The following is an 18,304-nucleotide window of genomic DNA, read 5'->3' as shown; positions in this document are numbered from 1 at the left end:
AGTGCGAGGGAGCGCATTCGTGCCGAATGGCGCGTTTGGCGGCGCCGAACGCGCCATTCGGCACAAATCGGGGGCGCTACTACTCGCGGATGTGGGCGCCGAAGAGCTCGTCGGCGCGGGCAGCGCCCGCGAGCTTGGCCTCGCTGGCCTCGGCCGCGGTGAGGGTGCGGTCGTCGGCGCGGAACCGCAGCGCGAAGGTGAGGCTCTTGTGCGCGGCCGGGAGGCCGGCGCCACGGTAGTCGTCCACCAGGCGGATGTCCTCCAGGAGCGCGCCCGCGCCCTCTCGGACCGCGGTCAGCAGCTCTCCCGCCGACACCTCCTCGCGCACGACGAGCGACAGGTCCTGAGTCGCCGCAGGGAACCCCGCGATCACACCGGCGACGATGTCGGCCGGCGCCACGGCGATGAGGGCGTCCAGGTCGAGCTCGTAGACGGCGACCACGCGCGGGAGGTCGAGGTCCTCCGCGATCGCGGGCAGCAGCTCTCCGGCGTAGCCGACGACGACGCGCGCGCCGTCCGCGGCGTGCGCGACCAGCTGGGCCGTGCGTCCGGGGTGGAAGGCCTGGTGGCGGCTCTGCACCGGCTCCACGCGCACGCCCACCGCGGTCGCCGTCTGCTGCACGGCGGTGAGCGCGTCGGCGAGACCGGCCGCGACCGGCGTCTGGCCCGGCTGCTTCTCCACGGGGTTGCCGATGATCAGGCCGGCCAGGTGGCGCGGCTGGGCGGGGATGCCCGCGTTCAGGCCGGCCAGCACGTCGTCGCCGGGGAGGGCCGCGCCGAGCGGCAGCTCCTCGCTGCCGAGCACGCCTCCGCCGGGCAGGAACACCGTGCCCAGCTCGTAGACGCGCAGATCCACCAGGCCGCGCGCGAGGTTGCGCTTGGCCACGTCGATCAGGCCGGGGAGCAGGGACGTCCGCAGGTACGGGGCGGTCGCGTCCAGCGCGTTCGCGAGGCGGACCGCGGGAACCGGGCGGCCTCGGGCGAGCCGAACAGGTCGTTCTGCGCCTCCGAGACGAACGGGAACGCAAGCACCTCGGTCGCGCCGTTGTCGGCGAGCATCTGGGCGACGGCGCGGCGCAGCTTCTGGGCGCGCGACAGACCGCGGCCGGGAGGCGCGACGGGCAGCACGGATGGGATGCGGTCGAACCCGACGATGCGGGCGACCTCCTCGGCCAGGTCGGACTTGTCCCGCAGGTCGGGGCGCCAGCTCGGGGGCACGACCAGCAGGCCGGAGGCGTCGCCGGTGACGGTGCCGCCGATCTCCGCGAGCGCGCCGCGCACCTCGTCGTCGGTGAACTCCACGCCGATCAGGTTGGGGATGTAGTCGCTCGGCAGGCGGATGGCCTCGGCCTCCCCCGCCGTGTCGAGCAGCGAGCCGAGCTCGTCGGCGTGGCCGCCGGCGAGCTGCTCCAGGAGCTGCACGACGCGCGCCGCAGCGGCGACGGCGACGCGCGGGTCGACGCCGCGCTCGAAGCGCTTGGACGCTTCGCTCGGCAGCTTGTGCCGGCGGGCGGTTCGGGCGATCGACACCGGGTCGAAGTTGGCGGCCTCGACCAGCACGTTGCTCGTGCCCGCGCCGATCTCGGTGGACGCGCCGCCCATCACGCCGGCCAGGCCGATCGCGCCGGACTCGTCGGTGATGAGGAGGTCCTCCGGGTCGAGCACCCGGGTCTGGTCGTCCAGCGTCACGAGCGTCTCGCCCGGGTGGGCGCGGCGCACGGTGATTCCGCCGGAGAGCTTGTCGAGGTCGTAGCTGTGGATCGGCTGGCCGAGCTCCAGCATCACGTAGTTGGTGATGTCCACGATCAGCGAGATGGAGCGGATGCCGGCGAGCTTGAGCCGGGCGACCATCCACGGCGGGGTCGGCCGGCTGCCGTCCACGTCGCGCACCACGCGCGTCACGAACACCGTCGCGCCGATGCGGCCGCGGATGGGGGCGCGGTCGTCGATCGTCACGCTGAATCCGTGGGCGTGCGCGCCCGTCGAGTGGACGCGCACCGCGTCGGCAGGGTCGCGGAAGGCCGCGCCGGTGGCGTGCGAGTACTCGCGCGCGATGCCGCGGATCGAGAACGCGTAACCGCGGTCCGGGGTGACGTTGACCTCCACCGCGGTGTCGTCCAGACCGAGCAGCGAGATCGCGTCCGTGCCGACCTCCGGGTCGAGACCGAGCGTCGACAGCCGGAGGATGCCCTCGTGGTCGTCGCCGAGGCCGAGCTCGCGCGCGGAGGCGATCATGCCGTCCGAGACGTGGCCGTAGGTCTTGCGCGCAGCGATCGGGAAGGGGCCGGGCAGCACGGAGCCGGGCAGCGTCACCACGACCTTGTCGCCGACGAGGAAGTTGCGGGCGCCGCAGACGATGCCGTGCACGGCCTCGCCGCCGTCGGCCGCCTTCTGGCCTTCCGGCGCGACCCGGACCTGACACCAGCGGATGGTCTTGCCGTTGCTCTGCGGCTCCTCCACGAAGTCCAGCACCTGGCCGACGACCACCGGGCCGCTGATCTCGAAGGTGTGGACGTCCTCCTCCTCGAGCCCGACGGACACGAGGGCGGCGTGGACCTCCTCGGCCGTGGTGCCCGGCTCGAGGTCGACGTACTCGCCGAGCCAACTCAGGGGGACGCGCATCAGACCACCATTCCGAACTGCTGGGAGAACCGGACATCGCCCTCGGCCATGTCGCGCATGTCTTTGACGTCGTTGCGGAACATCAGCGCCCGCTCGACGCCCATCCCGAACGCGAACCCGGAGTAGACCTCCGGGTCGATGCCCGCCGAGCGCAGCACGTTCGGGTTCACCATGCCGCAGCCGCCCCACTCGATCCAGCGGGCGCCGCCCTTGAAGGTCGGATGCCAGAGGTCGAGCTCGGCGCTCGGCTCGGTGAACGGGAAGTAGTTGGGACGCAGGCGCACGCGCGCGCCCTCGCCGAACAGCGTCTTGGCGAAGTGGTCGAGCGTGCCGCGCAGGTGCGCCATCGTCAGGCCCTTGTCGACGGCGATGCCCTCGGTCTGGGTGAAGACCGGGAGGTGCGTCGCGTCGAACTCGTCGGTGCGGAACACCCGGCCCGGCGCGATGCGGTAGACCGGCAGCTCGTTGCCAAGAAGGGCGCGCAGCTGCACCGGGGAGGTGTGCGTGCGCAGCACGAGGTGCGCGTTCGTGGGCTCCACGAAGAAGGTGTCCTGCATCGCGCGCGCCGGGTGGTCGGCGTCGAAGTTGAGCGCGTCGAAGTTGTACCACTCGCTCTCCAGCTCCGGGCCCTCCGCGACCTCCCAGCCCATGCCGACGAAGATGTCGGCGATGCGCTCCTGGAGGAGGCTCAGCGGGTGCCGGGCGCCGGGCGTCCAGCGGGTCGGGAGCGCGGTGACGTCCACCGCCTCGGCGGCGAGCCGGGCGGCGTCCTCCTCGGCCGCGATCACGGCCTCCTTCGCGGCGAACGCCTGGCTCACGCGGGCGCGGGCGCCGCCGACGAGCTTGCCGGCCGCGGCCTTCTGGTCACCCGGGAGCGAGCGGATGGCGGCGTTCAGCCGGGCGAGCGGGGAGCCCTCCGCGGTGTGGTCGTGGCGGACGGCCTTCAGCGCGTCCGAGGTGCCGGCGGCGTCGATCGCGCTGAGCGCTGCGGCGACGGCCGCGTCGACGGACTCCTCGGTGATTTCTGTGGTTTCGGACACGGTTCCCAAGTCTAGCCGGGCGAGCGGAGAGGCTACTCCGCCGAGTAGACCAGGTACGCGGCCTCCCACAGTCGGTCGGGAGCCGGGACGGTCAGCCCCGCGAGCAGGAGTGTCAGCTGGTCGATCAGCGTGTGCCAGCCCGCCGCGAAGTCGGGCGCCGAGCGCAGCCGCCCGGCGCCGAAGATGTCCTTCACTCCGTCTTGCTCCAGCGAGAGCAGGGTGCCGTCATCGGTCTCCTCCAGGCGGATGCTCAGCGCGGCGTCGCCCCAGGTGAAGCGCAGGTGGACGCGCTCGTCCAGCTCGAGCACCTCCAGCTCCTGGATGGCGCCCTCGATGTTCTCGTCGCCGAGCCGCATGACGTCGCCGCGACGCAGCCGGCGCTCGCGCGCAGGGTCGTCGGGCCACTCCACGACCGGCCACAGCCAGCGGCCGACCCGGTCGGGCAGCGTCAGGGCGTCCCAGACCTCGTCCACGGGCGCGTCGAGCAGCCGCTGCAGCGACACGGCGGACCGGTCGCCCACGCGGGTCGTCGTCGCCCGCACGAGCGCCGCCTCCTCGCTGCGGTACTCGTCCAGCGCGGCGTCGAACGCGGCCGGGTCGGCGGCCTCGCCGAGGTAGCCGTCGTGCTCCTGCGGCGACGCCTCCGCGCCGAGCTCGCGGGCCAGGTGGGTGAGGACGTCCTGCCAGCCCGCCCCGTACACGGAGGCGGTGACCGCCTGCACGCGCCGGTGGGTGAGGGTGAGGAGGACGCGGCCCTCCCCCGCGGGCCGGATGACGGCTTCCAGCTCGGTCGGCGCCTCCACCTGGCCGGCGCCGCTGAAGCGCCAGGTGATCAGGAGGCGCTGCTCCGGATCGCAGGCCAGCACGCGACCGTCGACCACGGCGTCCGTATCGGGGCCGCCCATCGCTAAGCGGAACCCGTCGGCGGACTGCTCGTAGCGCCCGATCCACCGCGCCAGCCGCTCGGGCTCGGTGAGCGCCGCCCAGAGCTCGGCCGCGGTCGCCGGGTACTCTCGCTCGACCGTCACCGAGCGGCGCGGGCCGTCGAGGGAGAGCTCTCCCCAGAGGGTCATGAGGCGGCCTTTCCGGTGTGGAGGTTGTCGGCGCGTCTGCGCCCGCGCACGAGCTCGGTACCGAGCGCGTCCAGGCGCTGCTCCCAGAAAGCAGCGAGCCCGTCGAACCAGGCCGCAGCCTCCTCCAGCCCGGCCGGCTCCAGTGCGTACACGCGCCGCTGGCCGTCCACCCGGGAGGCCACCACGCCAGACTCCCGGAGCACGCGCAGATGCCGGGAGGCTGCCGGCTGCGTGATCCCGAACTCCTCGGCAGCCAGCGTCGCGAGCTCACCGGCCGTGCGCTCACCGCGCGCGAGCAGCTCCACGAAGCGCCGCCGCACCGGGTCGCCCACCGCCTCCAGACCGTCCACGCGGACAATCTATCAAGTCTGCGTTATATAACGCAAGCCTTATTAGTCACTCGGAGCGCTGCGCGAAGGCCGACTCGTACAGGCAGACCGACGCCGCCGTCGCGAGGTTCATCGACTCGGCGCGGCCGTAGATCGGCACCGTCACCACGCGGTCCACCAGCCCCAGCAGGTCGTCGGCGAGCCCGTGGGCCTCGTTGCCGAACACCCACGCGGTCGGCCGGGCGAGCTGGCCCTCCTGGCGGGCGGCGAGGAGGTCCTCCCCTTGATGTCCGCGGCGAGCACCTGGAGTCCTGCGCTGTGTGCGCGACCGACGACGTCCGCCAGGTCGGCGCCGACCGCGACCGGGACGTGGAACAGCGACCCCGTCGTGGAGCGGACGACCTTGGGGTTGTAGAGGTCGACGGTGCGGCCGGTCAGCACGACGGCGTCGGCGCCCGCGGAGTCGGCGGCGCGGATGATCGTGCCTGCGTTGCCGGGGTCGCGCACCTCCTCCAGGATCGCCACCAGCCGCGGCTCGTCGGCGAAGATGTCGCGGACGGAGGTGGGGAACTGGCGGCAGACGGCGACGAAGCCCTGCGGCGTGACGGTGTCGGCCATCGTGTCGAGCACGTGCTCGGTGACGAACTCGACGTCGACGCCGGCCTCCACCGCTGTCTGCGCGATGTCCTGGTAACGCTCCAGGGCTGTCGGCGTCGCGTACAGCTCGACGACCAGCTCGGGCCGGTAGGTGAGCGCCTCGGAGACGGCCTGGGGCCCTTCGAGGAGGAAGAGCCCGGTCTCGGCGCGGGCGGGACGCTTCGCCAGCTTCGCAACGGCGCGGACGCGCGGGGAGCGCGGGTTGTCAAGCATGCGCACAGCCTATCGGCGTGGCGCACCTCACCGCAGTCACCGCCGAGGGGCACGTCGTTGTCACTTTTCGGGCCCGGAAGTGACAACGACGTGCCCCTCGTCGGTGTGCTGAGACGCAGAACGGCCCGGTCGTGACGACCGGGCCGTTCGTGGTGCTGGGGTGCGCTGCTTACGCGGCGGCCTTCGGGGCCGAGGTGTCGGCCGGGAGGGCCTTCTTCGCGGTCTCGACGAGCGCGGCGAAGGTCGCGGGCTCGTTCACGGCCAGCTCGGCGAGGATGCGGCGGTCGACCTCGACGCCCGCCAGGCCCAGGCCCTGGATGAGGCGGTTGTAGGTGAGGCCGTTCGCGCGGCTCGCGGCGTTGATCCGCTGGATCCAGAGACGGCGGAAGTCGCCCTTCTTCTGGCGGCGGTCACGGTACGCGTAGACGAGCGAGTGGGTGACCTGCTCCTTCGCCTTGCGGTAGAGGCGCGACCGCTGACCGCGGTAGCCCTCGGCGCGCTCGAGGATGACCCGACGCTTCTTGTGGGCGTTGACAGCCCTCTTCACTCTTGCCATTAGTCGATTTTCCTTACGTGCGTGTCGGGGAGGAGCTTTACTTGCCGATCATCCGGCGGATGACCTTGGCATCCACCTCGGGGACGACCTGGTCCTGGTTCAGCCGGCGGGTGCGGCGGCTGGACTTGAGCTCCAGGTTGTGGCGCATACCGGCCTGCTGCTTCATGACCTTGCCGCTGCCGGTGATCTTGAAGCGCTTCTTGGCGCCGGAGTGGGACTTCTGCTTGGGCATTACTTCTCCTCGTTCGTCGCCTGGGCGGGCGAACTCTCTTCGGACTGAGCAGCGTCGGCTGTCTCAGCAACCGCGTCCTGGTCGCGCCCCTGGGCGCGCGCCTTGGAAGCGGCACGTTGTGCGTTGGCCTCGGCCTTGGCCTCGGACTTGTTCTTGAGCGGGCTGATGATCATCACCATGTTGCGGCCGTCGATGGTCGGGTTGGACTCGACCTGGCCGAACTCGGCGACGTCCTCGGCGAAGCGCTGCAGGAGGCGGACGCCCTGCTCCGGACGCGACTGCTCGCGGCCGCGGAACAGGATCATGGCCTTGACCTTGTCGCCGGCCTTCAGGAAGCCCTCGGCGCGCTTGCGCTTGGTCTCGTAGTCGTGCTTGTCGATCTTGAGGCGGAACCGCACCTCTTTGAGGATGGTGTTCGCCTGGTTGCGCCTGGCCTCCTTGGCCTTCTGCGCAGCCTCGTACTTGAACTTGCCGTAGTCCATGATCTTCGCGACCGGCGGCTTGGAATTGGGCGCGACCTCGACCAGGTCGAGATCCGCCTCCTGCGCGAGTCGGATGGCGACCTCGATCTTGACGACGCCGACCTGCTCTCCGCTGGGGCCGACGAGTCGAACTTCGGGGACGCGGATACGGTCATTCGTACGGGGTTCGCTGATGTCAGTCTCCTCTGATGAGCGATGCTTCGAGTGCTCGGGCCGTCGCGAGACGGCTCAGAGAAAGTGAGGATTCCACGCACCAGCGCAGCCCCACGCCCGATTTTTCCCGAAGGATTCGTCTCGCGGGGCTGGTGCAGCACCCTGGCTACCTCCGTGCTGACGCACGTCGGCGGAGTGCAACGACCCGGTAACCTGTAAAGCGGTCAAGCGCGGGTGGGAGGAATCTCCACTTTCGTCCCGAGGCAGATGCCCCGGAGCCCGAACGATTCTAACAGAGGAAAGCAGTGAGCGACACATCCCCCATCCAAGACGGTCACCTGCACGAGGACGAGGCCGTCGCCGGCGCCACGCGCGACATCGCCGAGGTGCCCGCGGTCGAGGTCATCACGACCACCGCCGTGCACCTGATGAGCGCCGCCGCGGTGAAGGTCGGGCTGGCGGACGACCCGGACCACCAGACCGACCTGGACGAGGCCCGCAAGCTGATCGACGCCCTCGCCGGGCTGGTGACGGCGAGCGCCGCGCACCTCGGCGACCAGCACGCGCGCAGCCTGCGCGACGGCCTCCGCTCGCTGCAGCTCGCGTTCCGCGAGGCGTCGCCGTTCCCGGACGAGATCGGCAAGGGGCCGGGCGAGAAGTACACCGGCCCGGTGAACTGAGCCCCATGGACGCCGCCGCCGTGCACGCGCTGGCCCTGGGCCTCCCGGAGGTCGAGGAGTACGAGCACGGCGGCCTCCCGGCGTTCCGGGTTCGCGGCAAGCGCTTCGCCACGATGCTCGACCCTGCGACCTCGACGGTCCATCTGATGCTGGGCGAGGCCGGCATCCGGGAGGCCACCGCCGCGTGGCCGGAGCACTGCTCCGAGCGGTGGTTCGCGGGGCGGCTCTCGTCTGCGCAGGTCGACTTCGCCGACATCGATCCCGCGCTGCTGCGCGAGCTGGTCACGGACGCCTGGCGCAACCGTGCGCCGGCGGCCCTCCGGCGGCTGCTGGACTGATGGGCGCTAGCCCTCAACCGTCGCGGCGCTGCGGGCGCGGTGGCCGGTGTGGCCGAGCGATGCGACGGCGATCGTGATCGCGGCCGAGACCAGGACGCCCAGCGACACGTGCACGAGCAGCGCGAGCGCGCCGGCGGCAGCACCTGCGGTGATCAGCAGCACGGCGAGCGCGCGGCGCACCCAGAACGAGCCGTTCCCGCCGGCGAGGCGGCTGTCGGCGGCGAGGCCGGTCAGCGTGGAGGTCACCACCACCGTCGTGACGTCGGCGACCTTGACGCGGCGGGCCAGCGCGGCCTGCATCCCCATCGCGAAGCCCAGCGCCGAGGTGGCGATGGTGCCCACCAGCTGCGGGTCGAGGTGGAGGGCGAACGCCAGCAGCGCGGCGATCGCGGTCAGGAGGCCGGCGATCACCCAGAGCGTCGCCGTCACGCGTCCGGACCAGCCGTCGTCGCGGCGCACCAGGCGGCTGCCGACCACGGCGCCCGCGAGGAACGCGCCGAGCGCCAGCAGCGGGCGGAGGATCGGGAGGTTCGTGGTCCCGGTCAGCGCCATCCCGAGCAGCACGACGTTGCCGGTCATGTTGCCGGTGAAGACCCGGTCGAGGCCGAGGTAGCCGGTGGCGTCGACGACGCCGGTCGAGAACGTGAGGGCGAGCATGAGGGCCAGGTGCAGCCGATCGGCGTCGGCGCGGCCCAGGCGGTGAGTGACGGACACGGAGGTCCACCCTATTCGAGACGGTCCGCGTCACGGTGCCGGATGGCGGCGGTGCAGGATGGAGTCCATGACGTTCACCCCTCCCCCGCCGTCACCTCCCGCCCGACCCTGACCGGCACGTTCGGCATGACAGCCTCCACGCACTGGCTGGCGACGGCGAGCGCGCAGGCCGTCCTGGAGCGCGGCGGCAACGCGTTCGACGCCGCGGTCGCCGGCGCGTTCGTGCTGCACGTCGTGGAGCCGCACCTCAACGGGCCGGGCGGCGACCTGGTGGCGCTGTTCGCCACGGCGGAGGACCCGACCCCGGTCGTGCTCGCCGGGCAGGGTCCGGCGCCGGCGGGCGCGACGCGCGAGCACTACCTCGCCGAGGGGCTGGAGCTGGTCCCCGGCGCCGGCGCCCTCGCGGCGGCGGTGCCCGGCGCGGTCGACGCCTGGCTGCTGCTGTTGAAGGACCACGGCACCTGGGAGCTCGCCGACGTCCTCGCGTTCGCGATCGGGTACGCCGAGGACGGGCATCCCGTGCTGGAGCGGGTGTGCACGACGATCCGGACCGTCTCCGGGCTGTTCACCGAGCACTGGCCGAGCTCGGCCGAGCTGTGGATGCCGGGCGGGCGCGTCCCGGAGGCCGGCGAGCTGATCCGCAACCCGGCCTACGCGCGCGTCCTGCGCGGACTGATCGCAGCGGGCGACGTCGCTCCGACCCGCGAGGAGCGGGTGGAGGCCGCCCGCACCGAGTGGGCGACCGGCCTCGTCGCGCGGGAGGCGTCCGCGTTCGCGCGCATCCCGCACCGGCACTCCCCCGGCACCGACCACGCGGGCGTGATCGCGGAGGCCGACTTCGCCGCGTTCCGCGCCGGGTACGAGCCGGCGACGACGCTGGAGTTCCGCGGACACACGATCGCGAAGACCGGCGCCTGGGGCCAGGGGCCCGCGCTGCTGGAGACGCTGGCCATCCTCGACGGCTTCGAGGACGATCGCCTCGACCCCTCCACGGAGCTGGGCGCGCACACGATCCTGGAGGCGCAGAAGCTCGCCTACGCCGACCGCGACGCCTACTTCGGGGACGCGCGCGTGCCGGTCGCGGAGCTGCTGGCGCCCGACTACATCGCGGAGCGTCGCGCCCTGATCGGCGACCGGGCCTCCGCCGAGTTCCGCCCCGGCCGCGTGGAGGGCGCCGAGCCGTTCCTCCCGCCGCTGCGTACCGCGTACGAGCCGCCGCTGGCGGAGGCCATCGCCGGCGTCGGCGAGCCGACCGTTGCGCGCGACGGGACCACCCGCGGCGACACCTGCCATCTCGACGTCGTGGACCGCTGGGGCAACATCGTCTCGGCGACGCCGTCCGGCGGCTGGCTGCAGTCGTCGCCGACCATCCCGGCGCTCGGCTTCTGCCTCGGCACCCGCCTGCAGATGACCTGGCTGGAGGAGGGTTCGGCCTCCACCCTGCAGCCGGGGAAGCGACCGCGGACGACGCTCACGCCCACGCTCGTGCTGCGAGACGGCGTCCCGGTGACCGCGCTCGGCTCGCCCGGCGGCGACCAGCAGGACCAGTGGCAGCTGCTCTACCTGCTGCGCACCCTCGTCGGCGGCTACACGCCGCAGCAGGCGATCGACGCGCCCGCGCTGCACACCACGTCGCTGGCGGAGTCGTTCTGGCCGCGCACCTGGGTGCCGGCCGGCGCTGTCGTGGAGTCGCGGCTCGGCGAGGAGGTCATCGCGGGGCTGGAGGCGCGCGGGCATGTCGTGACGCGCGCCGGGGCGTGGACGCTTGGGCGGCTGTCGTCGGTGGGGCAGGACCCGGAGACGGGCGTGCTGAGCGCCGCGGCGAATCCGCGCGGGATGCAGGGGTACGCGGCGGGGCGGTAGGCGGCCTACGCGCTGGTCGCCGCCTCCCGCACCGCGTCCAACGTGCGCCCGGCCTCCACCCCGTCCGTGAGCCAGTTGCTGACCGAGAACCGCAGCACCGCCCTCCCGTGCCACTCCGACGACGACGCGAGCGCGACCCCGCCCTGCCGCAGCGCCTCCCCCACCCGCCGGGTGCGGTCGTCGTCGCCGAACGTGACGCACACCTGCGTGTAGACGACGTCGTTGAGCACCCGCGCCCCGGGGATGGTCGCGAGGCCCTCGGCGATCGTCGTGGCCGCGTCGGCGAGGCCCTGCACGAGGTCGGCGACGCCCTCCCTGCCGAGCTGGGCCAGCGTCGCGTACACCGGCACTCCGCGCGCCCGGCGGCTGAGCTCCGGGACCCGGTCCTCCGGATCGGACGCGCCGGACATCGCCGCGAGGTAGGCCGCGTGCTGCGCCATCGAGGCGTGCAGCACCTCCGGGTGCGCGACGATCGCGACGCCGCTGTCGTACGGGACGTTGAGCGTCTTGTGCGCGTCGGTCGCCCAGGAGTCGGCGGCCGCCATCCCGTCGGTGAGGTGACGGAGGCCGGGCGCTGCCGCGGCCCACAGGCCGAACGCGCCGTCCACGTGCACCCACGCGCCCGCCTCGTGCGCGATCTCGATCGCGTCGGCCAGCGGGTCGAACGCGCCCGAGTGGACGTTGCCCGCCTGGAGGCAGACGACCGTGGGGCCGTCGCCCTCGGCGAGCGCCTCCCGGAGCGCGTCCGCGCGGATGCGGCCCTGGTCGTCGGCGGCGACGGGGCGTCCGGCGCCCAAGCCGGCGAGCATCGCGGCACTGTCGATCGAGCCGTGGCGCTCGGCTCCGACCAGCAGGCGAACCCGCGGGCCCCCGGCCAGGCCGTCCGCCCGCGCGTCCCAGCCGGCGCGGCGCAGCGTCTCGTCGCGACCGCAGATCAGGCCGACGAGGTTCGCGACGGTCGCCCCGGTGACGTAGCCGACCTCCGCCTCGGCGGGCAGGCCGAGGAGGTCGAGCATCCACTCGGCGGCGAGCTCCTCGGCCGCGATCACGCCGGGGGTGACGGCGCGCAGGGCCGTGTTCTGGTCCCAGGCGGCGACCAGCCAGTCGGCGCCGAGGGCGACGGGCTGCGCGCCGCCGATGACCCAGCCGTGGAAGCGCGGCGAGTGCATCCGCATGAGCCCGGGCTCGGCGGCCGCGGCGAGCTGGCGCAGCACCTCCGTGGCCGCCGGGCCGCGCTCGGGCAGCCGCCGGCCCAGCGCATCCTTCACCGCCTCGACGTCGGCGGAAGGCGGGATGCTCCCGTCGCGCACGCCGTCCAGCCATCGCCCCGCGAGCACGGCGGCCTCGCCGAGCACCGGGCGGAACGCATCGTCCACACGCGCAGGGTAGCCCTCCCGGGGCGGCGTGGACAACGGAGGCCCTGGTCGTCACCACATGGGCGGCCGACGGGTCTCCCAGTGGAGGCGGCGTTCGAGCTGGGCGGCCAGGGAGAGGAGGGTGCGCTCCCCGCCGGGGCGGCCGATGAGTTGCACACCCATCGGGAGGCCGTCCTCCGTCTGCGCGACGGGCAGGACGATCGCCGGGAGACCGGTGACGTTGAGCATCGAGGTGAACGGCGTGTAGAGCACCTGCTGCTCGAAGTTGCGCTCGCCGTCCTCCTGGTCGTACCAGCCGACCGGCCGCGGCGTGAGGGCGAGCGCCGGCGTCAGCACCGCGTCGAACGACGCGAGCTGCCGGATGAACGAGCGCTCGTACGCGGTCAGCGCGCTGAGCGCCTCGCTCAGCTCGCGGGCGAGGATGCTCCGGCCGCGCTGCACGAGCCACGCTGTCAGCGGCTCCAGCAGCGCGAGCGCCTCCCCCTCGGCCGGGATGCGCGCGGCGCCCGCCTGCCAGATCGTCCGGAACGCCGGGGCGTAGGTCGGGTCGGGCTCGAGCGCGGTCTCCTCGACGCCGTGACCCATCGCCGCGAACGCCTCGACCGCCGCGTCGAGCGCCGACCTGGCCTCCGGCGAGACCACGATGTCGTAGGCGTCGTCCCACGCGGAGGTCGTCATGACGCCGAGCTGGAACCGCCCCTCCCCGCGGATCGCGGTGCCGAGGAAGGGCCCGTCGTCGTCGTAGGGCGCGCGCAGCGTGTAGTGGTGGTCGATTCTGCCGCCGACCTTGGCGATCATCCCGTCGAGCAGCAGCGCCGCGTCCGCCGTGGTGCGCGCCAACGGGCCGTCAACGACCAGCCCGGCGAGCGAGTCGATGCCGCTGCCGGCGGGGACCAGCCCTCGCGACGGCTTGAGCCCGACCAGCCCGCACGCGGCGGCGGGGATACGCACCGACCCTCCACCGTCGGAGCCGGGCGCGAACGGCAGCATCCCGCTCGCCACTGCGACGGCCGCCCCTCCGCTCGACCCGCCCGCGCCGAGGTCGGGATTCCACGGGTTGCGCGCGGGCGGCGCGGCTAGCGACTCGGTGTAGGCGGGGAGGCCGAACTCGGGCGCGTTGGTCTTGCCCAGGCTCACGGCGCCCGCCGCGTCCAGGGTCTGCACGATCTCGTCGGAGGTGTCGGGGACGAAGCCCGCCATCACCCGCGAGCCGAAGCCGGCCGGCACGCCCGCGCGCAGCCAGAGGTCCTTGTCACCGGAGGGCAGTCCCCAGAGCGGCGCGGTCCTCGGCACCTGCTCCGCGACCTCGTCGGCCCGCTCCAGCGCGCGCTCGCGGGTGACCGTCACGAACGCGCCGAGCTGCGGGTTCAGCCGTTCGATGCGGTCGAGGTAGTGGGAGGCCAGCTCCCGCGGCGACACCCGTCCCGCCTGCAGTTCCTGCCACAACGCCAGCGCCGTCATCTCATGGAGTTCCACGGGTCCAACGCTATGCCCTCGACAAAATGCATGCATTTCGCGATGTTGCGCAGCGGACGAACGCCGGACATGGACGTGGCCGGGAGCCCCGCTCCCGGCCACGATTTGTGCCATCGGCCTCACTCGGCCGACTCGCCACGCGGGCCGTCCGACGATGTCGTCGACGTCAGCCTAGGTCGGCGCCGAACCCGGCGACCTGATCCGCAGCACACTCATAGCCGACTCAGGACAGGTTCGCGACGACCTCGCGCGCGAGCTGCTCGAGCACGGCGGGCGACGCGCCGGAGACCTGCAGCCAGCTGTTCTTCACCTTCACGTCGAGGTACGGGACCGGGTCGCCCGGACCGCCCGGCATGGCGAGCCGGAACGTCGAGAGGTACGCGTCGTCGCCGAGCCCGGGGACGGCCTGCGCGTCGCTCGTGCCGGGCACCGGCGTGCCCTTCATGTCGTCGTAGTAGCTCGCACCCCCCGGTAGCACGGCGATGGCAACCGAGGCCGACCCACCGTCCTCCTGGACGAAGTCCGACCAGTAGGCGCCGCTGAGCTGGGCGGAGGCGAGCCGGGTCGTCGTGTACTCGCCGCCCTCGGACTTCGGCGAGTACACCGAGGAGACCCCGAGGATGGCGGCGATGCGTTCGAGCGGGAGGAAGCCGTCCGACGAGGTGACCCCGCGCAGGCTCCCATCCGCCGGCTGCCACAGCGGCACGGGCACGCCCAGGCGGCCGACGACCGCGGTCGCGCCGTCGAAGACCGCGCGGACGGCGTCCTGGTCGAGCGTGGTGCGATCGGGGAGCGTCACGGTGCCGATCACCTGGTAGTCGCCGACGATCGCGCCGAACTCGCAGAACGTGGGGTTCTGGCCGGGATAGTCCGGGCAGCCGAAGTAGTGGTCGCCGTCGACCGTCACTCCCCCGATGTTCGCGAAGACGCCGAAGTGGTCGTTCGCCCCGAGAGTCGGCAGTACTCCGACGAACACGTCAGGGGCGAGCCAGGCCGAGTCCCCGGCAAGCTCACCGCGGTACTCGCAGGTCAGCGCCCCGGCTCGCAGGTCCGCGTACAGCACCGGGTTACGGGTGTCGGGCGCCCACTCCCGAGGCTGCACTCCTGCGCCGGCTGCTGCCTTCGCGGACGCGGCAGGGAGCAGGGCGTCGCACGTCGTCGCCACCCGCCGGGTCGGCGCGGACGCGACCGTCGCCGTCGGGGTGGGCGTGCTGGGCCGGGCGGTCGGCGTCGGCCCGGCCGGGCTGGGCGCGGCGCACGAGGTGAGCAGCGTGACGGCCAGCAGTGCCGCCCCTGAGGCGCGCAGAACCGCCTTCATCGAATCCCCCACTCGTCCACCGGGCGCACCGTCTGGTCGGGCCCGCGTGATCGGATTCTAGGGCCGCCGGGGAGACCGCACCGCCGCGTATGCCCGAATCGTTATACGCCGTCCTCCCCGAGCTCCTGGAACACCGTCACCTGGAGGTCGGCGGGCGTCGCGAGCCGGGAGTTCAGCGAGTTCCAGGGCGTCACGGTCGGCGGCGCGATCAGCTCGGCTCCGCCCTCCACCAGCCGCGCCGTGACGGTGCGCCCGTCGTCGACTTCGAAGGCCAGCCTGATGCGCGGCGCCACCGGACGGCCGACCTCCACGTCGTCGATCATCGCCTTCTGCGCCGGGTTCGCCAGCTCCAGCGTCGCCCGTCCCGCGTCGAGGATGGCGACCTGCGCGCCGCCGTCCCCGGAGTAGCTCGCTTCCTCGGGGAGCCCGAGGACGTCCCGGAAGAACGCCAGCGCCTCGTCGTAGTCCTCGGCCTCCACCACGATGCGGAGCTGCCGCACCGGTGCTGCGTCGGCCATCAGCCGACGAACGCCGCGAGCGCGTCGTCGATGGTGCGCGCGGGCGACACCCACGCGAAGATGGCGCCGGGCCCGTCCGGGACGTAGCCGCCGTCCGCGGTGCGCGTCACGGTGCCGAGCGGCCTCCCGCGACCGGGCTCTGCGTCCTCGTCCTCGTAGGAGTGGTCGTAAACGGTGAACGTCTCGCCGTCCTCGTAGACGGACAGGTCTTCCAGCAGCGGCATCTCAGAACCTCCTGGTGAACGGCATGGGCTTGCGCATCCGGATGAGCAGCAGCAACGGCACCAGCACGTACGGCCCGTTGTACAGCAGGAAGACGACCGGGTTCGGGGTGCGCTCCCCGACCGGCCCGAAGAACTCGACGCCGAAGATCGGGATGGCGGTCAGGCTGATGATCATGGTCGCGTAGATCACGCAGTAGAGCTGGATCCAGTTGAAGCCTTTGACCAGGCACACGATCAGCAGGATGTAGAACGGCAGGTAGACGAACGCGCTCGTGCCCGTGATGAACCGCAGCCACAGCGCCTCGTGCTGGTACAGCGGGTCGTACTGCGACGAGTACGTGTAGTTCCACTGCGCGAGGATGTTGGTCGTCGTCGCCGTCTGCGGGATCCCGAGGGTGGGGATGGCGTCGCTGATGATGCAGGTCAGGCTGAACAGCGAGAACATCACGACGAAGAAGATGTCGAAGGGGCGTCTGCGCAGCGGGAGGTTCGCGGGCGTCGCCGGAGCGGCGGAGGCGACCTCGCCGGGGTGCGGGGTGGCGGTGGTCACGAACGCGAGCCTAGCGGCGAGACGGGCCTACTTGAGCGATTTCTGCATCAGCACCGTCCCCAGCCAGCGCTCGAACTTGTACCCGACGCGCCCCATCCGCCCGATCTCCGTGAAGCCGAAGTTCTCGTGCATCTTGATCGAGGCCTCCGCGCCCTTGTCGGCGATGACCGCGATCATCTCCTTCAGGCCCGCGGCCTTCGAGCGGTCGATGAGCTCCTGCATCAGGATGGGGCCGAGGCCCTTGCCGGTGGAGGCCGCGCCCAGGTAGATCGAGTTCTCGACCGTGAAGCGGTAGGCGCGCTTCTGCTTCCACGGCGAGACCAGCGCGTAGCCGAGGATCTGCCCGCTCGGCGACTCGGCGACGATGAACGGCATCCCGAGCTTCTTCAGGTAGGCGTACTTGCTCTTCCACTCCTTCAGCGTCATGGCGTCCTCGTCGAACGTCACGGTGCTGTTGGCCACGTAGTGGTTGTAGATCTCGCGCACGTCGGGCATGTCCTCGGGACGCGCCTCGCGGATGCTGTAGTCGAACGGCGTCTCGGACGGCTCCGGCTTGCGCAGGTGTCGCGGCAGGACCCGGCGCGTCTCGTATTCCTCTTCCAGCACCGTTCCAGGGTACGTCGTCGCGCGTTTCGCCGGGGTTACGGTTCCAGCGACCAGTCCACCGGCTCCTCCCCCGCCGCCTCCAAGAGCGCGTTCGCCCGGGAGAACGGCCGGGAGCCGAAGAAACCACGGGAGGCGGAGAGCGGGCTGGGATGCGGGGACTCGATGACCGGGTTGCCGCCGAGCATCGGCTTCAGCGTGGAGGCGTCCCTGCCCCACAGGATGCTGACGAACGGTCGGCCGCGGGCGACGAGGGCGCGGATCGCGTGTTCGGTGACGGCCTCCCAGCCCGTGCCGCGGTGGGAGGCCGGCTCTCCCGGGCGCACCGTGAGCACCCTGTTCAGCAGCATCACGCCGTTCCCCGCCCAGGCGCTGAGGTCGCCGTGCGGGGGCGGCACGACGCCGAGGTCGTCGCGCAGCTCGCGGTAGATGTTCTGGAGGCTGCGCGGGATCGGCCGGACGTGCCGCTCCACCGCGAAGGACAGGCCGATCGGGTGGCCGGGCGTCGGGTACGGGTCCTGGCCCACGATCAGCACGCGCACGTCGGCGTAGGGCGCGCGGAACGCCCGCAGCACGTTCTCGCCGGCGGGCAGGTAGGGCCTCCCGGCCGCGACCTCGGCGCGCAGGAAGTCGCCCATCCCGGCGATGCGGTCGGCGACCGGGGCGAGCGCCTGCGCCCAGCCCGGGTCCATCGAGCCGTCGGCGGCGAGCTCGGCCAGGGACTTGGCGACCACGACGAGGCTCAGTGCGTTGAGGCCGTCACCGGCGGCAGCGCCGACCACGGGAAGGTGATCCACCTGTCGGTGCGGCGCCAGACGAAGTCGGGCTCCAGCACCGTGCGCGGCTTCGAGTACAGGCACACCGTCCGCACGTCGGCGCCGGACGCGGCGATCAGGTCGACGACCAGCGCGAGGGTGCGGCCGGAGTCGGAGACGTCGTCCACGAGCAGCACGCGCTTGGACTCCAGAGCGGACGAGTCGAGCATCGGCGGCAGGACGACGGGCTCGGGCAGCCGGGTGTCGACCCCGGTGTAGAACTCGACGTTGAGGGCGCCGCAGGCCTTGATGCCGAGGGCGTACGAGATGGCGCCGGCGAGCAGGAGGCCGCCGCGGGCGATGGCCACGACCAGGTCGGGCTCGAAGCCGGACTCGACCACTTCGCCGGCCAGGTGACGGGCGGCGTCGCCGAACTCGAGCCAGCCCAGGACCTCCCGCTCCGTCTCTTCGAGGACGTCTGCACCTGAATCGTCGAGTTCGCTGGCCACGTCTCTACCGTACAAGGGCGCGG

19 protein-coding genes and 2 pseudogenes are annotated in these 18,304 nt (G+C 72.4%); 3 read left to right on the top strand and 18 right to left on the bottom strand.

Going from position 1 to position 18,304, the window contains the following annotated elements; translation table 11 throughout:
• Nucleotides 1-79 precede the first annotated feature (79 nt).
• The 8 genes and pseudogenes from pheT to infC all read right to left on the bottom strand — a co-directional run bounded on the left by pheT (nt 80) and on the right by infC (nt 7,378).
• Nucleotides 80-2,622, bottom strand: a pseudogene (gene pheT / locus ACQ86L_RS19155) (phenylalanine--tRNA ligase subunit beta).
• Nucleotides 2,622-3,662: a phenylalanine--tRNA ligase subunit alpha gene (gene pheS / locus ACQ86L_RS19150; protein ID WP_434316800.1), complete on the bottom strand. Its 1,041-nt coding sequence runs from the start codon at nt 3,660-3,662 to the stop codon at nt 2,622-2,624. Before pheS ends, pheT begins: the two are co-directional and overlap by 1 nt.
• A gap of 32 nt (nt 3,663-3,694) precedes the next feature.
• Entirely contained in the window at nt 3,695-4,735 is a 1,041-nt protein-coding gene (locus ACQ86L_RS19145) for an SRPBCC family protein (RefSeq protein WP_434316799.1), read from the bottom strand.
• Nucleotides 4,732-5,085, bottom strand: coding sequence for an ArsR/SmtB family transcription factor (locus ACQ86L_RS19140; RefSeq protein WP_434316798.1), 354 nt, complete (start codon nt 5,083-5,085; stop codon nt 4,732-4,734). Before ACQ86L_RS19140 ends, ACQ86L_RS19145 begins: the two co-directional genes overlap by 4 nt.
• A gap of 46 nt (nt 5,086-5,131) precedes the next feature.
• Nucleotides 5,132-5,934, bottom strand: a pseudogene (locus ACQ86L_RS19135) (TrmH family RNA methyltransferase).
• Between the two features lie 169 nt (nt 5,935-6,103).
• Complete coding sequence (gene rplT / locus ACQ86L_RS19130; protein WP_345836654.1) at nt 6,104-6,490, bottom strand: 50S ribosomal protein L20; 387 nt, start codon at nt 6,488-6,490, stop codon at nt 6,104-6,106.
• Between the two features lie 37 nt (nt 6,491-6,527).
• Nucleotides 6,528-6,722, bottom strand: a complete 195-nt coding sequence (gene rpmI, locus ACQ86L_RS19125; protein ID WP_185278178.1) for a 50S ribosomal protein L35 — start codon at nt 6,720-6,722, stop codon at nt 6,528-6,530.
• The gene (gene infC / locus ACQ86L_RS19120; protein ID WP_208038327.1) at nt 6,722-7,378 is read right to left on the bottom strand and encodes a translation initiation factor IF-3; all 657 of its coding nucleotides are present in this window, start codon (nt 7,376-7,378) and stop codon (nt 6,722-6,724) included. The genes rpmI and infC overlap by 1 nt, the downstream gene beginning before the upstream one ends.
• Before the next feature lie 284 nt (nt 7,379-7,662).
• Here infC and ACQ86L_RS19115 point away from each other — a divergent pair, with 284 nt between their 5' ends.
• Both ACQ86L_RS19115 and ACQ86L_RS19110 read left to right on the top strand, forming a co-directional pair.
• Nucleotides 7,663-8,037, top strand: coding sequence for a DUF1844 domain-containing protein (locus tag ACQ86L_RS19115; protein WP_434316797.1), 375 nt, complete (start codon nt 7,663-7,665; stop codon nt 8,035-8,037).
• A gap of 5 nt (nt 8,038-8,042) precedes the next feature.
• Nucleotides 8,043-8,375: an MmcQ/YjbR family DNA-binding protein gene (locus ACQ86L_RS19110; protein WP_434316796.1), complete on the top strand. Its 333-nt coding sequence runs from the start codon at nt 8,043-8,045 to the stop codon at nt 8,373-8,375.
• Between the two features lie 6 nt (nt 8,376-8,381).
• Here the strand turns inward: ACQ86L_RS19110 and ACQ86L_RS19105 are convergent, their stop codons facing one another.
• Nucleotides 8,382-9,089 (bottom strand): YoaK family protein, encoded by a 708-nt coding sequence (locus ACQ86L_RS19105; protein WP_434316795.1) that lies wholly within the window; start codon nt 9,087-9,089, stop codon nt 8,382-8,384.
• A 51-nt stretch (nt 9,090-9,140) separates the two neighbouring features.
• Here ACQ86L_RS19105 and ACQ86L_RS19100 point away from each other — a divergent pair, with 51 nt between their 5' ends.
• A complete protein-coding gene (locus tag ACQ86L_RS19100; protein ID WP_434316794.1) occupies nt 9,141-10,952 on the top strand; it encodes a gamma-glutamyltransferase family protein in 1,812 nt (603 codons plus the stop codon).
• A gap of 5 nt (nt 10,953-10,957) precedes the next feature.
• Here ACQ86L_RS19100 and ACQ86L_RS19095 read toward each other — a convergent pair whose 3' ends face one another.
• The 9 genes from ACQ86L_RS19095 to ACQ86L_RS19055 form a co-directional block, all read right to left on the bottom strand.
• Nucleotides 10,958-12,328 carry a pyridoxal phosphate-dependent decarboxylase family protein gene (locus tag ACQ86L_RS19095; RefSeq protein ID WP_434316793.1) on the bottom strand — a complete coding sequence of 457 codons (1,371 nt, stop codon included), beginning with the start codon at nt 12,326-12,328 and terminating at the stop codon, nt 10,958-10,960.
• 51 nt (nt 12,329-12,379) lie between these two features.
• The gene (locus tag ACQ86L_RS19090; protein WP_434316792.1) at nt 12,380-13,840 is read right to left on the bottom strand and encodes an amidase; all 1,461 of its coding nucleotides are present in this window, start codon (nt 13,838-13,840) and stop codon (nt 12,380-12,382) included.
• Between the two features lie 187 nt (nt 13,841-14,027).
• The gene (locus ACQ86L_RS19085) at nt 14,028-15,122 is read right to left on the bottom strand and encodes a hypothetical protein (RefSeq protein ID WP_434316791.1); all 1,095 of its coding nucleotides are present in this window, start codon (nt 15,120-15,122) and stop codon (nt 14,028-14,030) included.
• Nucleotides 15,123-15,223: 101 nt separating this feature from the next.
• Nucleotides 15,224-15,640: a VOC family protein gene (locus ACQ86L_RS19080; RefSeq protein WP_345836661.1), complete on the bottom strand. Its 417-nt coding sequence runs from the start codon at nt 15,638-15,640 to the stop codon at nt 15,224-15,226.
• Nucleotides 15,640-15,864 (bottom strand): hypothetical protein, encoded by a 225-nt coding sequence (locus ACQ86L_RS19075; protein ID WP_434316790.1) that lies wholly within the window; start codon nt 15,862-15,864, stop codon nt 15,640-15,642. Before ACQ86L_RS19075 ends, ACQ86L_RS19080 begins: the two co-directional genes overlap by 1 nt.
• A 1-nt stretch (nt 15,865) precedes the next feature.
• Nucleotides 15,866-16,414, bottom strand: a complete 549-nt coding sequence (locus ACQ86L_RS19070) for a DUF2781 domain-containing protein (RefSeq protein WP_434316789.1) — start codon at nt 16,412-16,414, stop codon at nt 15,866-15,868.
• Between the two features lie 27 nt (nt 16,415-16,441).
• The gene (locus ACQ86L_RS19065; RefSeq protein ID WP_434316788.1) at nt 16,442-17,020 is read right to left on the bottom strand and encodes a GNAT family N-acetyltransferase; all 579 of its coding nucleotides are present in this window, start codon (nt 17,018-17,020) and stop codon (nt 16,442-16,444) included.
• Nucleotides 17,021-17,055: 35 nt separating this feature from the next.
• Entirely contained in the window at nt 17,056-17,709 is a 654-nt protein-coding gene (locus ACQ86L_RS19060) for a uracil-DNA glycosylase (protein ID WP_434318927.1), read from the bottom strand.
• Nucleotides 17,710-17,759: 50 nt separating this feature from the next.
• A complete protein-coding gene (locus ACQ86L_RS19055; protein WP_434316787.1) occupies nt 17,760-18,281 on the bottom strand; it encodes a phosphoribosyltransferase in 522 nt (173 codons plus the stop codon).
• Between the last annotated feature and the right edge of the window lie 23 nt (nt 18,282-18,304).

The sequence above is a fragment of the Leifsonia sp. P73 genome (genome assembly GCF_051059105.1).
GTDB lineage: Bacteria > Actinomycetota > Actinomycetes > Actinomycetales > Microbacteriaceae > Leifsonia.
Note: the sequence above shows the minus strand (reverse complement) of the source record. Positions and strands in the feature narration are given on the sequence as shown.

Coding starts and splice junctions, on each gene's coding strand:
- ACQ86L_RS19145 (WP_434316799.1), bottom strand. CDS start 4,735: ATGACCCTCTGGGGAGAGCTCTCCCTCGACGGCCCGCGCCGCTCGGTG.
- rplT (WP_345836654.1), bottom strand. CDS start 6,490: ATGGCAAGAGTGAAGAGGGCTGTCAACGCCCACAAGAAGCGTCGGGTC.
- rpmI (WP_185278178.1), bottom strand. CDS start 6,722: ATGCCCAAGCAGAAGTCCCACTCCGGCGCCAAGAAGCGCTTCAAGATC.
- ACQ86L_RS19110 (WP_434316796.1), top strand. CDS start 8,043: ATGGACGCCGCCGCCGTGCACGCGCTGGCCCTGGGCCTCCCGGAGGTC.
- ACQ86L_RS19090 (WP_434316792.1), bottom strand. CDS start 13,840: ATGCATGCATTTTGTCGAGGGCATAGCGTTGGACCCGTGGAACTCCAT.
- ACQ86L_RS19085 (WP_434316791.1), bottom strand. CDS start 15,122: ATGAAGGCGGTTCTGCGCGCCTCAGGGGCGGCACTGCTGGCCGTCACG.
- ACQ86L_RS19080 (WP_345836661.1), bottom strand. CDS start 15,640: ATGGCCGACGCAGCACCGGTGCGGCAGCTCCGCATCGTGGTGGAGGCC.
- ACQ86L_RS19075 (WP_434316790.1), bottom strand. CDS start 15,864: ATGCCGCTGCTGGAAGACCTGTCCGTCTACGAGGACGGCGAGACGTTC.
- ACQ86L_RS19060 (WP_434318927.1), bottom strand. CDS start 17,709: ATGGACCCGGGCTGGGCGCAGGCGCTCGCCCCGGTCGCCGACCGCATC.